Genomic DNA, 15,440 nt, shown 5'->3' on the forward strand with positions numbered 1-15,440 from the left:
TATGTCAATACTGTTTTGGGGAACAGAAAAATAAAATTGTTGAAATAGATATAGAATTTCCGTATTATGGAAAAGCATATGTTAAATTGCACAAAAATAGTTGACAGAAATTGACACAGGTGGTATAGTATCCCTCGTAAGAAGTACAGAGATGTGCCTTACGGGTTTTTGTTTGGTATGGGGATGCCAACACAACTTATAGTGTGACGGTTTTTGATCGTGACTGAGAGCTGCCTTCTGTGGGGGAAGGGCAGCTCTTCTTGTATTTCCGAAAAATACTATTGACATTTTTCCTACAGGAATAGTATGATAAGGGCATGAATCAAATATGGGTTTGGGCATACTGCCAGATGCCCAAACCCAAATAAAAAGAAAAGGACTGTTTTTATATGCTTGTATCCACAAAAGGGCGGTATGCGTTAAGAACGATGATCGATCTGGCTCTTCATGGGAGTGGGGAGCCGGTGAAAATAAAAGATATTGCAAGGCGTCAGGATATTTCAGGAAAGTATCTGGAGCAGATCATATCGATCCTGTCCCGGGCCGGCTGTGTGAGAAGTGTCCGTGGAAATCAGGGAGGCTATTATTTGACCCGGCCGGCCAGCGAGTATACCGTAGGGATGATCCTGCGGATCACAGAAGGAAATCTGGCTCCGGTAGACTGTCTGGCCGGTGAGGACAACCCCTGCCAGCGAAGGGATGACTGCGTCACCCTGCGGCTGTGGCAGGAGCTGGATGATGCAATCCGGGGTGTGGTAGACCAGTATACCATTGAGGATCTGGCCCGGTGGCAGGAGGCTGCAAAGTAGGTTTTGTTAGAGGCCGCAGATATTTCTTACGATTTCTCCGGCGATCATAAGGCCTGCTGCGGGAGGCACAAAGGATATGCTTCCGGGGGTGGAGCGGCGGCTGCCTGTATCTTCCTCAGCAGGCGCGGGCGTCAGAGGCTTTTCCGGGGACCAGCAGACTTTCAGGCTTTGAATGCCTCTTGTCTTCAGCTCCTTGCGCATCACACGGCACAGGGGGCAGACCGAAGTGTCTTTTAAATCAGAGATACGAAACAGTTCGGGGTGAAGCTTGTTCCCTGTCCCCATGGATGAGATCAGTGGGATGGAGTGCTCGTCTGCATAAGCAGCAAGTGCAATCTTGGCGGAAACGGTGTCAATGGCATCTAAAATATAGGTAATGGAAGAAGAGCCGGAGGAAGAAATCTGGCTTTTTTTAATATGTTCTTCTTCTAAAAGGGCATTGATCCGGCAAAAAAGCGTCTCCATTGTATCAGGGAGCACAAATTCTTCAAAGGTATCTGTCCTTGTATCAGGGCAGATATCCCGTATCCGGTCTGCCATTACTCTGGTTTTATACTGGCCCACAGTGCTGTGATAAGCAATGCTTTGGCGGTTTATATTTGTCAGGGAAACCGTATCGCTGTCTATAAGGATCAGATGGCCGATACCAGACCTGGCCAGGGCTTCAATGGCATGAGAGCCTACGCCTCCTGCTCCGAAAACAACCACACAGGATCCTTTTAAGGCATTCAGGGCCTTGGGGCCGATCAGCATTTCCGTGCGTGAAAATTCAGTGATCATGGAAAACCTCCTTTTGGTAAAAAAATAAAGCCCTGGCAAGTGTGGTAGTAGTGGTGCAGGGCTTTATAAAACATACAGAACAGGCGTTCTGAACAGCCTAAGTATACAGCAGATTTTATGAATAGTCAAGGGAAGAACAGAGAAAATTCACTCTGGGATTTTATGCGGATCTATGCTATACTACGGTCAGAAAATTTCTATGCATAAGAGCTGGAGGTCAAGATGAAAGACGGATTTTTAAGGACTGCAGCTGCTACTCCTAAAATCAGGGTGGCAGATCCGCAGTATAATGCAAAACAGATCATAGAGCTGATGGAACAGGGAGAGAGCCGGGGAGTAAAGGTGATGGTATTTCCGGAACTGTGTCTTACAGGCTACACCTGTTCGGATCTTTTTTTGCAGGCTTCCCTTTTGGAATCAGTAAAAAGGGAACTGAAACATATCGTAGAAGCATCAAAGAAGCTGCATATGATCGCGTTTGTGGGTCTTCCCTGGGAGCATGAGGGAAAGCTTTACAATGCGGCAGCTGCCATAAGCGGAGGAAGGATCCTGGGACTGGTTCCCAAAAAGAATCTGCCCAACTATTCGGAATTTTATGAGCTGCGTCATTTCTGTCCCGGACAGGAAACGGTACGCTGGATAAAGATTGACGGGGAAAGGGTTCCTTTTGGCATGAACCTTCTGTTTTCCTGTGAGGATATTCCGGGACTTGTGCTGGCAGCGGAAATCTGCGAGGACGTGTGGGTTCCCTGCCCTCCGAGCATTTCTCATGCTATGGCAGGAGCCACGGTGATCGCAAACTGCTCTGCCAGCGATGAAACCACAGGAAAGGATGCTTACCGCAGGAGCCTGATCTGTGGCCAGTCGGCCCGTCTGGTCTGCGGATATATCTATGCCAATGCAGGAGAAGGGGAATCCACTCAGGATCTGGTATTCGGCGGACAGAATATCCTGGCGGAAAATGGAACCTGCCTGATGGAATCGCGGCGCTTTTCCAATGAATGTATCTGTGCGGATATGGATCTGGAACGGATCACAGCGGAGCGCCGCAGGATGACAACCTTCCCGGCAGCAGATCCGTATCAGGAAAAAGGCGGCTATGTGACTGTGCCGTTTGAGCTGGAGCGGGGAGCGAAAGAAGCGGAGGGCTCCATTCTGCGCTATGTGGATGCGGCTCCCTTTGTGCCTGCGGATCCTGTCCAGAGAGAACGCCGCTGTGAGGAGATTCTGTCCATTCAGGCTATGGGCTTAAAGAAGCGTCTGGAGCATACGGGCTGTAAAAATGCGGTCATCGGCCTTTCCGGCGGTCTGGATTCCACGCTGGCTCTTTTGGTGACGGTTCGGGCCTTTGACCTTTTAAATCTTCCCAGAGAACAGATCCACTGCATTACCATGCCCTGCTTCGGCACTACGGACCGTACCTATACCAACGCCTGCGTGATGGCAAAGAAGGTAGGGGCATCCCTTAAGGAAATCAATATCCGCAAGTCCGTTACAAGCCATTTTGAGGATATTGGACAGGACGTAAACTGCCATGATGTAACCTACGAAAACGGACAGGCCAGAGAGCGTACCCAGATCCTGATGGATATTTCCAATCAGGTAGGAGGGCTTGTGATCGGAACCGGAGATATGTCCGAGCTTGCTTTGGGCTGGGCCACTTATAACGGAGACCACATGTCCATGTACGGGGTCAATGCTTCTGTTCCCAAGACACTGGTCCGCCATCTGGTCCGCTATTATGCAGATACCTGCGGGGAAAAAGAGCTTTCAGATGTGCTCCTGGATGTACTTGATACGCCTGTGAGCCCGGAGCTTCTTCCGCCTGAGGATGGGAAAATATCCCAAAAGACCGAGGACCTGGTAGGCCCTTATGAGCTTCACGATTTTTATATGTACTATGTACTGCGTTTCGGCTTTCGTCCGGGTAAAATTTACCGTCTGGCTCTTTGCGCGTTTGAAGGACAGTATGATAGGGAGACTATTTTAAAATGGCTTACCACCTTTTACCGAAGATTTTTCAGCCAGCAGTTTAAGCGCTCCTGTCTGCCGGATGGACCGAAGGTGGGCTCTGTGGCCGTATCTCCCAGAGGAGATCTGCGTATGCCAAGCGATGCCGTAAGCCGTCTGTGGCTGGATGAACTTAAGGAGTTGGAACTGTCCGGGACCGGAAACGGGAAAGGAGCCAGAGCAAAATGATCAACAGCACTTCAAATAAGCAGGTAAAGCGGGTTGTAAATCTTCAGGCAAAGGCAAAAGCCAGGCGGGAAGAGGGCGTCTATGTGGCAGAAGGACTGCGGATGTGCCGGGAATTTACACCAAAAGACGTAGAGGCTCTTTATGTTACGCCGTCCTTTGAGAGCCAGAAGGAAAACAGGGAGTGGCTTCACTCCTATTCCTACGAAATTGTCACCGAAGAAGTTATGAAGGCCATGGCGGATACAAAGACGCCTCAGGGTGTGCTGGCGGTGGCAAGGCAGAAGAAATACACCCTGGAGGAGCTTTTAAAGCCAGCATCTTCCGGAACTCCCCTTCTTCTCATGCTCCTTGAGAATATTCAGGATCCCGGCAATCTGGGGACGATCCTTCGGGCCGGAGAGGGGGCAGGAGTAACCGGTGTGATCATGAGCCGTGACACCGTAGATATCTACAGCCCCAAGGTGATCCGCTCTACCATGGGTTCCGTGCTGCGAATGCCCTTCCTTTATACGGAGGATTTTACAGCTGTCTGCAAAAGGCTTGGCAGAGAGGGCGTGCGTCTTTTTGCGGCACATTTGAAGGGAATGAATAATTATGACCGCCAGGATTATACTGGAAATGTGGGCTTTCTCATTGGAAATGAGGCAAACGGTCTTACAGAGGCAGCGGCAGAGGCGGCAGACTGCTGTATCCAGATTCCCATGGCAGGAAAGGTTGAGTCCTTAAATGCGGCGGTAGCAGCCTCTGTGCTGATGTTTGAGGCAGCCAGACAGCGCAGAAATATCTGACAGAGACAGTCTGCGGCGTGGCCTGAGCGTGGGAGGCCCCTGAAAGGAGAAAATCCATGACAGGGATTGCAGGCTGGTTTTTTGCATATTTATTCTTTATGGCTGTGGAGCTCTTTTTCCGCAGCCTTATTTCGCTCTGGTTTTGTGCAGGGGCTTTAGGAGCCTGGATAGGGGCTCTTATGGGGCGGACGGCAGAGGAGCAGCTTTTTGTGTTTCTTCTTGTGTCTGTTTTTTCACTGTGGATCATCGGAGCGGCCGCAAGGAGGAGAAGGTGAAGCTGCAGTTGGATAAAGGCCGCAGGTACGGTATTGTACTGGAGGGCGGAGGAGCCAGAGGAGCGTATCAGATCGGAGCCTGGAAGGCTTTAAAAGAAGCGGGCATACAGATACAGGGGGCAGCAGGAACCTCTGTGGGAGCTTTAAACGGCGCCCTGATCTGTATGGATGACTTCGAAACGGCGGAGAAAATCTGGGAAAATATCCGCTATTCCCAGGTTATGGATGTAGATGACAAAAGAATGGAAGCTTTGAGGGAGTGGAACTTAAAAAACGGTACAGCCGTAAGACTTTCGGATCTTCTAAACGGAGTAAAACGCCTGTTAAAAGAAGGCGGCTTTGATATCACACCTTTGCGGGAGCTGATCCGCGGGGCGATTGATGAGGAGAAAATACGCACCTCTGACAGGGATTTATATACAGTTACCTATTCCCTGACGGAACATCAGCCTCTTGTGGTTGATATAAAGGAAGTACCTCCGGGACAGATCTGCGACATGCTTATGGCAAGTGCGTATCTGATCGGCTTTAAACCGGAAAAGCTGGGCGGAAAGTATTACATGGACGGTGCCAGGGTCAATAATGTGCCTGTAGATGTGCTGATCGACCGGGGGTATGAGGATATTATCGTCCTTCGGATCTACGGCTATGGGGTAGATACGGAACGCCGTCTTCAGGTGCCTGACGGCGTTCGCCTTTATCATGTAGCGCCAAGGCAGGAACTGGGAGGCATTCTGGAATTTGACCGGAAAAAGGCCAGAAGGAATATGCTCCTTGGATATTTTGATGCCATGCGTATGCTCTATGGGCTGGAGGGAAGGATCTATTATCTGGATGCTCCTGAAAGCGAGGAGTATTATTTTAACCGTCTGATGGCTGAAGTTTTGGAGCTTATGGACTGGTGCGGGATGGGGGCGGAACATACAGAAAATAAAGAGGGCGGTTCCCTGCGGATTTATATGGAGGAGCTGTTTCCGCGTCTTGCCGCAAAGCTGGGATTAAAGGAAAAATGGGATTACAGGCAGCTTTATTTTTCCCTTCTGGAAGAAGCTGCAAAGAAATATCGGGTCAGCCGGTTTCGGATCTATACGCCGGATCAGCTTTTAACGGTTTTAAGAAGGCGCAGCTGGAGATAAAAATTCTTGACATCGCATTCTCATGGTGGTATATTATGCATAAAAGATGCATAAATATAAATTTCTGGCCAAATAAGTCTGGAAAAGATCACGGAGGATGCTATGAATTTAAAGGGAAGAAATTTTTTGACATTGAAAGATTATACACAGGAGGAAATCCTGTATCTGCTGGATCTGGCGGCAGAATTAAAGGACAAGAAGAAAAAAGGGATTCTTACGGATACCTTAAAGGGAAAAAATGTGGCGCTGATCTTTGAAAAGACCAGTACCAGAACCCGCTGTGCCTTTGAGGTGGCAGCCCATGATCTGGGAATGGGTTCCACTTATCTGGATCCATCCGGCTCTCAGATCGGAAAAAAGGAGAGTATTGCAGATACAGCCAGAGTTCTGGGCCGGATGTACGACGGTATTGAGTACAGAGGCTTTGGACAGGAGATTGTAGAGGAGCTGGCTCATTATGCAGGAGTTCCTGTATGGAACGGACTTACAAATGAGGATCACCCTACCCAGATGCTGGCGGATCTGCTCACTATCAGAGAACATCTGGGCCGGCTTAAGGGAGTTAAGCTTGTGTATATGGGCGATGCGCGCTATAATATGGGTAATTCCCTTATGATCGCCTGTGCCAAGATGGGAATGCATTTTACTGCCTGTGCACCGAAAAAGTATTTCCCGGATCCGGCACTGGTAAAAGAATGTGAGGCCTTTGCGGCAGAAAGCGGCGGTACGATCACCCTGACAGAGGATGTGGCAGAGGCTGTAAAGGGCGCAGATGTGATCGATACAGACGTTTGGGTATCCATGGGAGAACCAGACGAGGTATGGGAAGAGAGAATCCGGGAATTAAGCCCCTATAAGGTAACAAAGGAAGTGATGGACGGGGCAGGTTCCCAGGCCATTTTCCTTCACTGCCTGCCTTCCTTCCACGATCTTAAGACAAAGATTGGAAAGGAGATGGGCGAGCGCTTCCATGTGTCAGAGCTGGAAGTAACAGATGAAGTATTTGAGTCCAGCCAGTCAGTTGTATTTGACGAGGCTGAGAACCGGATGCACACCATTAAGGCCGTAATGCTTGCAACCCTTGGGGAGTAGGCTCTGGGTTCTGTAAGGTCTGCATCCGGAGAAATGGAGAATGCAGATATGCAGGGCCAGAGAGGAAGAAATGAGTGCCGTGCCGGGGTATTTCTCGACATGGCGCACTTGATCCTTGGGATCGCCATTGTCATATTCGCCGTGCTGTCCTTTATAAGCCCCGAAGGGAACAGGATGCTGTTTCCCCTGGTATTTTTGCTGGCGGCGCTGTTAAATGGGATCAAAGGCATATTTGAGCTTAAGACCTGTGCCAGAGATAAGAAGCGGTTCAGGCTGGGAATCTTCCAGCTGCTTCTTGGAGCAGGTCTTGGGCTTCTTGGCGTGTTAAGCGCCGTAAGTCTATGGTTTCACGGATAGATGATGGGAGAGAAGAATGAAAACAGAAATTTTAAAAATGCTGAAGGAAACACCAGATTTTCTGTCGGGCCAGCAGCTGTGCGAGGGCCTGGGGGTTTCCAGAACAGCTGTATGGAAAGCGATACGCCAGCTGGAGGAGGAGGGCTATGCCATTGAGGCGGTGAGAAACAGAGGATACCGTCTCGTGGCTTCTCCGGATGTGATCACAGCCCCGGAACTTAAAACAGTTCTTTCCACCGTGTGGCTGGGGTCTCAGGTGAACTGCTTTTATGAGACAGATTCCACTAACCGTCAGGCCAGAAAACTGGCGGAGGAGGGTGCACCCCATGGAACTCTTGTTGCAGCAGACAGCCAGAGCGCAGGAAAAGGAAGAAGAGGACGGGCCTGGGCCTCTCCTCGCGGTGTGGGAGTCTGGATGAGTTTTATACTTCGCCCTGAGTTGTCTCCGTCAAAAGCCTCTATGCTGACGCTGGTGGCCGGGATGGCAGTGGTGGCCGGGATCCGGCAGATTTCGGGTCTGTCCCCTCAGATCAAGTGGCCAAATGATGCTGTGGTCGATGGGAAAAAGATTTGCGGCATCTTAACGGAGATGAGCACAGAGGAGGATTCCATCCGCTATGTAGTAGTGGGGATCGGTATCAATGTAAATACAGAAAGCTTTCCACCTGAAATTTCAGACACTGCTACCTCTTTAAAGCTGTCTCTGGGCCATGAGCTTAAACGGGCGCCTTTGATCGGAGCGGTGCTTAAGAGCTTTGAGCAGTATTACAGCCGTTTTATGGAATATGGTGATATGACAGGGCTTATGGATGAGTACAATGAAATGCTTGCAAACCGGAAACGACAGGTTCGCGTGTTAGACCCTCACGGTTCCTATGAGGGTATGGCTCTTGGAATTGATAAAGAAGGCTGTCTTTTGGTGAAGAGAGAGGATGATTCTGTATCAGCAGTTATTTCAGGAGAGGTATCTGTGCGGGGGATATACGGCTATGTGTGACGGAAGGCTGCATTTTTATGACAGGCTCCAGATTCTGGAAGAGAAGGATCGGTCTCTTGAGCAGAGGGAGCGGCTTCGGGCGGTAGAAAAGCCGCTCCTTGCCTGGTACGCCTCCAGAGCCAGAAAGCTGCCCTGGAGAGAAGATCCAAAGCCCTACAGGGTATGGATATCGGAAATTATGCTGCAGCAGACCCGGGTAGAGGCGGTAAAGCCGTATTTCGAGCGGTTTATGGAGGCGTTTCCCGAAATTCGTGATCTGGCGCAGGCAGAGGATGACCGCCTGATGAAACTGTGGGAAGGGCTGGGCTATTACAGCCGGGCCAGAAATCTAAAAGCAGCTGCCATTCAGGTGATGGAGCGCTTTAACGGAGCGCTTCCTGCTTCCTATGAAGCGCTTTTGAGCCTTCCCGGAATCGGCAGTTATACGGCGGGAGCCATTGCTTCGATTGCCTACGGTATCCCCGTTCCGGCTGTGGATGGAAATGTGCTTCGGGTCGTTTCCCGTATTCTGGCAGATTCCTCGGACATCCGAAAAGCCTCTGTAAAAACATCCATGGAGGCTCTTTTAAAGGAAGTGATGCCGAAGGACTGCGCGGGAAGCTATAATCAGGCATTGATTGAGACCGGAGCGCTGGTGTGCATCCCCGGCGGAGAACCCAAATGCAGGGAATGCCCAATGGAATCCGTATGCCTTACGGCCCAAAATGGCCTTTGGAAGAAAATCCCGTGGAAGTCCCCGCCCAAGGAGCGGAAGGTGGAAGAAAGGACGGTATTTATTATTGAATATCAGGAGAAGGCCGCCATCCGCAAAAGGCCTCCAAAGGGGCTTTTGGCCTCTCTTTATGAGCTTCCCAACGCAGAGGGAAAGCTGTCGCCAAAAGAGGCGGAGGCGTATCTGGCAGTGTCTGAGGATGATCTGGTATGTTTGAAACCTCTTCCAGATGCCCGTCATGTGTTTTCTCATATTGAGTGGCGTATGAGCGGATACCATGCTGTCCTTAAAGAACCCTGGAGGGAACTGCCGGACGGTGTTTTTATGGCATCCAGAGAGGAGATAGAAAAACAGTATCCCCTTCCCAATGCATTTTCCGCTTACAGAGAGATCCTGTTTAAAAAGGAGGATGGACAGTGAAGCAAATGCTCTTTGTATTTAATCCGCGCTCCGGAAAGGAACAGATCCGGGGAAGCCTTTTGCGGATCCTGGATATTTTTACAAAGGATGGGTATGATATCCATGTTCATGTAACCCAGAGCCAGGGAGATGCCTCCCGTATCGTAAAAGAGCTGGGAGAGGGCATGGACCTTATCCTGTGCAGCGGAGGAGACGGAACCTTAAATGAAACCATCTGCGGGATGCTGGCTCTTAAGGATCAGCCGCCATTGGGGTATATTCCTGCGGGTTCTACCAATGATTTTGCAGTCAGCCTTCAGATCCCGAAGGATATGGAGCGGGCTGCTCTTAATGTTGTAAACGGGGCGCCTTTTGCAGTGGATGTGGGAAGCTTCTGCGGGGATCGGAATTTTGTATATATTGCCGGTTTCGGCGCTTTTACAGAGGTGGCCTATGCTACCTCCCAGGATCGAAAGAATCTGCTGGGCCATCCGGCCTATATGCTGGAGGCCTTAAAAAGTATTTCTTCTATTAAGCCATACCATATGTTAGTGCAGTGGGAAGAGGGGGAATTAGAGGAGGATTTCGTGTTCGGCATGGTGACGAATACAAGGAGCGTGGGCGGCTTTAAAAATCTGGTAAACCAGACTGTTGCCTTAAATGATGGTGCCTTTGAGGTGCTTTTGATTCGTATGCCAAAAACTCCCGGAGATCTGAGCAATATCATTTCCCATCTGTTTTTAAAGGAAGAACCGAATGAATATGTATACCGTTTTAAGACAGCTTCCATCTGTTTTCAGTCGGCAGCTCCGGTGGACTGGGTTCTGGACGGAGAGTATGGCGGAGCCAGAACCCAGGCTCAGATCGGCTGTTTAAGGGAGAAAATAAGGATTCTTGTCGATAGATGTTGAAATCCCGAAACAAATGGTATATAATGATAAGTTGTGAGAGTTTCCACATTTACCTTTAAATGAAAGGACGTTTATCATTGGAAAAGGACGATTTTTTAAAAAAACTGGAAAAGCTGGTGGAGCATGCCAAATCCAAGCACAATACGCTGGATGCAGGCGAGATCAATGACTTTTTCACAGGGGACAACCTGTCTCCCGAGCAGATGGATCAGATTTACAGTTACCTGGAGAACCGTAATATTGACGTAGTTCCCGTACTGGACGAAGCGATGTTGAATGCAGATCCCGCTCTGGATGACATTGGCCTGGATCTTGATCTGGACGATGACAGCTTCATGAAGGATGCAGAGGAAGAAGAAATCGACCTGGATGCAGTGGATCTTCTGGAGGGCATCGGAACCGAAGACCCGGTTCGTATGTACTTAAAGGAGATTGGTACCGTACCCCTTCTTACGGCAGATGAAGAGCTGGAGCTTGCACAGCGCAAGGCAGACGGAGATGAATCTGCAAAGGAGAGACTGATCGAGGCAAACCTGCGTCTTGTGGTCAGCATTGCAAAGCGCTACACGGGAAGAGGCATGAGCTTCCTTGATCTGGTGCAGGAAGGCAATCTGGGGCTGATCAAAGGCGTTGAGAAATTTGATTATACAAAGGGTTATAAGTTAAGTACATATGCGACCTGGTGGATCCGTCAGTCAGTGACAAGAGCTCTGGCTGATCAGGCGAGAACCATCCGTGTGCCGGTGCATATGGTTGAGACGATCAATAAGATGTCAAAGATGCAGCGTAAGCTGACTTTGGAGCTGGGCTATGAGCCTTCTGTCACCGAGCTGGCAGAAGCTCTCGATATGTCTGAGGACAAGGTGATGGAGATCATGCAGATCGCCCGCGAACCGGCTTCCTTAGAGACGCCCATCGGCGAAGAGGATGACTCCAATCTGGGCGATTTCGTAGCGGACAGCAACGTAGTGACCCCTGAGGGAAATGTAGAGTCTGTGATGTTAAGAGAACATATCGATGCCCTCTTAGGCGATTTAAAAGAGAGAGAACGCCAGGTCATTGTCCTGCGTTTTGGTCTGGAAGACGGCCATCCCAGAACCCTTGAGGAAGTGGGAAAAGAGTTTAATGTTACCAGAGAGCGTATCCGACAGATCGAGGCCAAGGCTCTGCGCAAGCTGCGCAATCCGGTAAGAAGCAAGCGCATCAGGGATTTCCTGTAAATGAAATAAAATAAAAAGGGCTGCTCACAAAAGCAGCCCTTTTGTGCGTGGCGGGATATTGATGCGTTTGTCCCTGCTGTAAAGGAGGAAATTGTTATGGCTGCACAGCAGCAGAAGCAGAATTATCAGAGAATTTTAGAACACACATTGGAAGAAATTGGAAAAAACGGAGCCGTTCCGACTCTTTTACTCCACAGCTGCTGCGCTCCCTGCAGCAGCTATGTATTGGAGTATCTGTCACAGTATTTTGAGATCACTGTTTTTTATTACAATCCCAATATTTACCCGGAAACAGAATACAGGGAACGGGCCAGGGAGCAGGAACGGCTGATCTGTGAGATGAAGACAGAAAATCCTATTCATTTTTTGGAAGGAACATACGATCCATCCGTTTTTTATGCCATGGCAAGGGGACATGAAAAGGACCTGGAGGGAGGAGAACGCTGCTTTCGCTGCTATGAGCTGCGTCTCCGGGAAGGAGCAGCTGTGGCAAAACAGGGCGGTTTTGACTATTTTACCACCACACTCTCTATCAGCCCTTTAAAGAACGCCCAAAAGCTTAATGAAATCGGGATCCGCCTGGGAGAGGAATATGGCGTTCCCTACCTGCAGTCGGACTTTAAAAAGAAGAACGGCTATAAGCGTTCTACCGAGCTTTCTGCCCAGTACGGCCTTTACCGCCAGAACTACTGTGGCTGTGTATTTTCTCAGGAAAAGGAAAATAAAACTTGGGAAACTCAAACTTGACATAGATAGGCAGATGTAATAAAATTCATATAGAGGACAAGGGAGCGGCGGTTCCCTTCCGAATGCAGAATACACCATAAGGAGAGTATAATTATGATCAGCAAGACTTTAACCGTAGTAAATCCATCCGGCTTACACTTAAGACCAGCAGGCGTTCTGTCTCAGACTGCTATGAAGTTTAAGAGCGATATCACCATCGAGTGCGGTGAGAAGAAGATCGTTGCAAAGAGCGTATTAAACGTAATGGCAGCAGGCATTAAGTGCGGTACAGAGATTACTCTGGTCTGTGACGGAGAGGACGAGCAGGCAGCTATGGATACCTTAAGCCAGGCAATCGAGAGCGGTCTGGGCGAGATGTAATTTTTTTTCAGACGTAAAAGGAGCCGTTCCACCGGATGGGTGGGCGGCTCCTTTTTAGTATCAGCATGTTGTGCGGCGTGTTTGTTTACTGTATTTCCACTACCGTATAGTCCTTATCCTCTACGGCCTTTTTAAGCACCTCATCTGTAACAGCCTCGTTTAAGGTCACGACGGCAGTTCCGTTTTCGTGGCTGACAGCCGCCTCGGCTACCTGAGGAAGAGCCTCCAATGCCTTCTTTACAGCTGCCTCACAGTGGCCGCACATCATTCCTTCGATTTTCATTGTCTTTGTCATAGAAGTATTCTCCTTTTCGTTGTTAATAGTTGTATCAGCAGCAACCGCATCTGCGGTTACAGGATGCTTTAGCGGTTTATCCTTTCTGGCGCTTCTTACCGGAAAAAGATTGAGCCTTAAGGCGTTGGAAACCACGCAGAAGCTGGAAAGGCTCATGGCAGCGGCTCCGAACATAGGATTCAGCTTTAAATGAAAGAGCGGGTACAGTGCGCCGGCTGCCAGGGGGATCCCGATCACATTGTAGAAAAAGGCCCAGAACAGATTTTCATGGATATTTTTAAGGGTCGCCCGGCTGAGGCGGATGGCCGCAGGAACGTCTAAGAGGCGGCTTTTCATCAGAACTACATCAGCCGCGTCGATGGCTATATCGGTTCCGGCTCCTATGGCAATTCCCATATCAGCCCTTGTAAGAGCGGGAGCATCGTTGATCCCGTCGCCTACCATGCAGGTTTTGCCCTTTTTCTTTAAGGTGCGGATCACACTTTCCTTCCCTTCGGGGAGAACGCCTGCGATTACCTCGTCCACTCCGGCCTGGCGGCCAATGGCTCTGGCTGTCCGCTCATTGTCTCCTGTGAGCATTACCACATGGATTCCCATGTTTTTAAGCTCCTTGATTGCCTGTGGGCTGTCCTCCTTGATGGTGTCTGCCACGGCAATGATACCTGCAGGACGATCATTTTCCGTAAAGAGAAGCGGTGTTTTGCCCTCCTCAGCCAGCGCTTCGGCCTGCTTTTTCATATTTTGTGAAATGGGCGTACGGCTGCTGATAAAGGAAAGGCTTCCTCCGGTAAGTACATGGTGATCTCTGGTGCGGACAGCAGAAAGCCCGTTTCCGGGAAGTGCCTTAAAGTCTGTTACAGCCTCAGGCTCCATCTGGTTTTCTTCGGCCCGCTTCAACACGGCTTTTGCCAGAGGATGTTCGCTTTTGGCCTCCAGGGCGTGAGCCAGGGAAAGAAGAGAGCCGTCTGTATAGCCGTCTGCGGGAACGATATCCGTTACCTTTGGCTGTCCCTCTGTGATGGTGCCTGTCTTATCCAGGGCAATGATCTGCATCTTTCCTGTTTCTTCCAGAGAAACAGCCGTTTTAAAGAGAATTCCGTTTTTGGCGCCCATTCCGTTTCCGACCATAATGGCTACGGGGGTTGCAAGTCCCAGTGCACAGGGGCAGCTGATGACAAGTACAGAGATTCCTCTTGCCAGTGCAAAACCCAGACCTTGGCCTGCAAGGAGCCATACGATCGTGGTAATAATGGAAACAGTGATAACTGCCGGAACAAAAATGCCGGATACCCGATCTGCTGCCTTGGCAATGGGAGCTTTGGTGGCAGCAGCATCGCTTACCATCTGTATGATCTGGGAGAGGGTGGTATCTTCTCCTACCCGTGTGGCCTGGCAGCGTAAAAAGCCAGACTGGTTGGAGGTAGCGGCAGATACCCGGTCACCCTGTGATTTGTCAACAGGGATGCTTTCTCCTGTAAGAGCAGATTCGTTTACTGCGCTGTTTCCTTCTAATACAATACCATCTACGGGTATATTTTCTCCGGGACGTACAACGAAAATATCCCCGATTTGTACCTGGTCGATGGAGACTTCTGTCTCAGCTCCGTTTTTTATAAGCGTGGCCGTCTTGGGAGCTAGTTTCATAAGGCCTTTTAGGGCATCGGTGGTGCGCCCCTTGGAGCGCGCCTCCAGCATTTTGCCTACGGTGATCAGAGTGACGATCATAGCGGCGGACTCAAAATAAAATTCATGCATATAGGTCATGATGCCGTCCATATCGCCCTGAAGCTGTGCTCCGGTCATGGCAAAAAGGGCATAGGTGCTGTAAACAAAAGCGGCTGTGGAGCCTAAGGCTACCAGGGTATCCATGTTGGGAGAGCCGTGAAACAGGCTTTTAAAGCCGTTGATAAAAAATTTCTGGTTGATTACCATTACAATTCCTGTAAGAAGAAGCTGCAAAATCCCTACTGCAACGTGATTATCTGCAAAAAATGGGGGCACCGGCCAGCCCCACATCATATGGCCCATGGAAAAATACATGAGGACAATGAGAAAGCCTGCGGAACAGAGCAGCCTTTTTTTCAGTATGGGAGTTTCATGGTCAGCCAGCATATCTTCGTTTTCAGATGTCCGGGCAGAAGCATGATCCGATATGCCCTTTTCAGATGCGCCGTATCCTGCCTGCTCTACCGCGGCTATGACAGCCTTTGGATCTGCGTTTCCTTCTACGCCCATGGAATTTGTCAAAAGGCTCACGGAACAGGAAGTAACGCCGGGGACGTGATTCACGGCTTTTTCCACCCGGGCGCTGCAGGCCGCGCAGCTCATGCCGGTTACGGAATATTGTTTCATAAGCATCAATG

At 49.7% G+C, this 15,440-nt stretch carries 15 protein-coding genes; 13 read left to right on the forward strand and 2 right to left on the reverse strand.

What is annotated here, in order from left to right; all coding sequences use genetic code 11:
• Positions 1-389 precede the first annotated feature (389 nt).
• Entirely contained in the window at positions 390-809 is a 420-nt protein-coding gene (locus tag ACZM6M_RS03700) for an RrF2 family transcriptional regulator (RefSeq protein WP_066549371.1), read from the forward strand.
• Between the two features lie 6 nt (positions 810-815).
• On the opposite strand, the gene ACZM6M_RS03705 is transcribed toward ACZM6M_RS03700, so the two are convergent.
• Entirely contained in the window at positions 816-1,589 is a 774-nt protein-coding gene (locus ACZM6M_RS03705) for a tRNA threonylcarbamoyladenosine dehydratase (protein WP_066549369.1), read from the reverse strand.
• Between the two features lie 222 nt (positions 1,590-1,811).
• On the opposite strand from ACZM6M_RS03705, the gene ACZM6M_RS03710 reads away from it, so the two are divergent.
• The 12 genes from ACZM6M_RS03710 (at position 1,812) to ACZM6M_RS03765 (ending at position 12,782) form a co-directional block, all read left to right on the forward strand.
• Positions 1,812-3,788, forward strand: a complete 1,977-nt coding sequence (locus tag ACZM6M_RS03710; protein ID WP_337433935.1) for an NAD(+) synthase — start codon at positions 1,812-1,814, stop codon at positions 3,786-3,788.
• Positions 3,785-4,576: a TrmH family RNA methyltransferase gene (locus ACZM6M_RS03715; RefSeq protein ID WP_066549366.1), complete on the forward strand. Its 792-nt coding sequence runs from the start codon at positions 3,785-3,787 to the stop codon at positions 4,574-4,576. The genes ACZM6M_RS03710 and ACZM6M_RS03715 overlap by 4 nt, the downstream gene beginning before the upstream one ends.
• 56 nt (positions 4,577-4,632) lie before the next feature.
• Positions 4,633-4,851 (forward strand): NfeD family protein, encoded by a 219-nt coding sequence (locus ACZM6M_RS03720; protein ID WP_066549364.1) that lies wholly within the window; start codon positions 4,633-4,635, stop codon positions 4,849-4,851.
• Complete coding sequence (locus tag ACZM6M_RS03725; RefSeq protein ID WP_066549361.1) at positions 4,848-5,987, forward strand: patatin-like phospholipase family protein; 1,140 nt, start codon at positions 4,848-4,850, stop codon at positions 5,985-5,987. The genes ACZM6M_RS03720 and ACZM6M_RS03725 overlap by 4 nt, the downstream gene beginning before the upstream one ends.
• Before the next feature lie 102 nt (positions 5,988-6,089).
• On the forward strand, positions 6,090-7,079 hold the full coding sequence (gene argF / locus ACZM6M_RS03730; protein WP_337433934.1) for an ornithine carbamoyltransferase: 990 nt from the start codon (positions 6,090-6,092) through the stop codon (positions 7,077-7,079).
• Between the two features lie 48 nt (positions 7,080-7,127).
• On the forward strand, positions 7,128-7,436 hold the full coding sequence (locus ACZM6M_RS03735; protein WP_418926630.1) for a DUF6637 family protein: 309 nt from the start codon (positions 7,128-7,130) through the stop codon (positions 7,434-7,436).
• Positions 7,437-7,452: 16 nt separating this feature from the next.
• Positions 7,453-8,433, forward strand: a complete 981-nt coding sequence (locus ACZM6M_RS03740) for a biotin--[acetyl-CoA-carboxylase] ligase (RefSeq protein WP_066549357.1) — start codon at positions 7,453-7,455, stop codon at positions 8,431-8,433.
• Positions 8,426-9,565: an A/G-specific adenine glycosylase gene (mutY, locus tag ACZM6M_RS03745; protein WP_417045233.1), complete on the forward strand. Its 1,140-nt coding sequence runs from the start codon at positions 8,426-8,428 to the stop codon at positions 9,563-9,565. The genes ACZM6M_RS03740 and mutY overlap by 8 nt, the downstream gene beginning before the upstream one ends.
• Positions 9,562-10,455, forward strand: coding sequence for a diacylglycerol/lipid kinase family protein (locus ACZM6M_RS03750; RefSeq protein ID WP_337433933.1), 894 nt, complete (start codon positions 9,562-9,564; stop codon positions 10,453-10,455). Before mutY ends, ACZM6M_RS03750 begins: the two co-directional genes overlap by 4 nt.
• A 77-nt stretch (positions 10,456-10,532) precedes the next feature.
• Complete coding sequence (rpoD, locus tag ACZM6M_RS03755; protein ID WP_066549352.1) at positions 10,533-11,675, forward strand: RNA polymerase sigma factor RpoD; 1,143 nt, start codon at positions 10,533-10,535, stop codon at positions 11,673-11,675.
• A gap of 96 nt (positions 11,676-11,771) precedes the next feature.
• Positions 11,772-12,422, forward strand: coding sequence for an epoxyqueuosine reductase QueH (locus tag ACZM6M_RS03760; protein WP_066549349.1), 651 nt, complete (start codon positions 11,772-11,774; stop codon positions 12,420-12,422).
• Positions 12,423-12,515: 93 nt separating this feature from the next.
• Positions 12,516-12,782: an HPr family phosphocarrier protein gene (locus ACZM6M_RS03765; protein WP_066549348.1), complete on the forward strand. Its 267-nt coding sequence runs from the start codon at positions 12,516-12,518 to the stop codon at positions 12,780-12,782.
• 85 nt (positions 12,783-12,867) lie between these two features.
• Here the strand turns inward: ACZM6M_RS03765 and ACZM6M_RS03770 are convergent, their stop codons facing one another.
• A complete protein-coding gene (locus tag ACZM6M_RS03770; RefSeq protein WP_418496536.1) occupies positions 12,868-15,429 on the reverse strand; it encodes a heavy metal translocating P-type ATPase in 2,562 nt (853 codons plus the stop codon).
• Positions 15,430-15,440: the final 11 nt, after the last annotated feature.

It is taken from the genome of Enterocloster sp. (assembly GCF_057861365.1).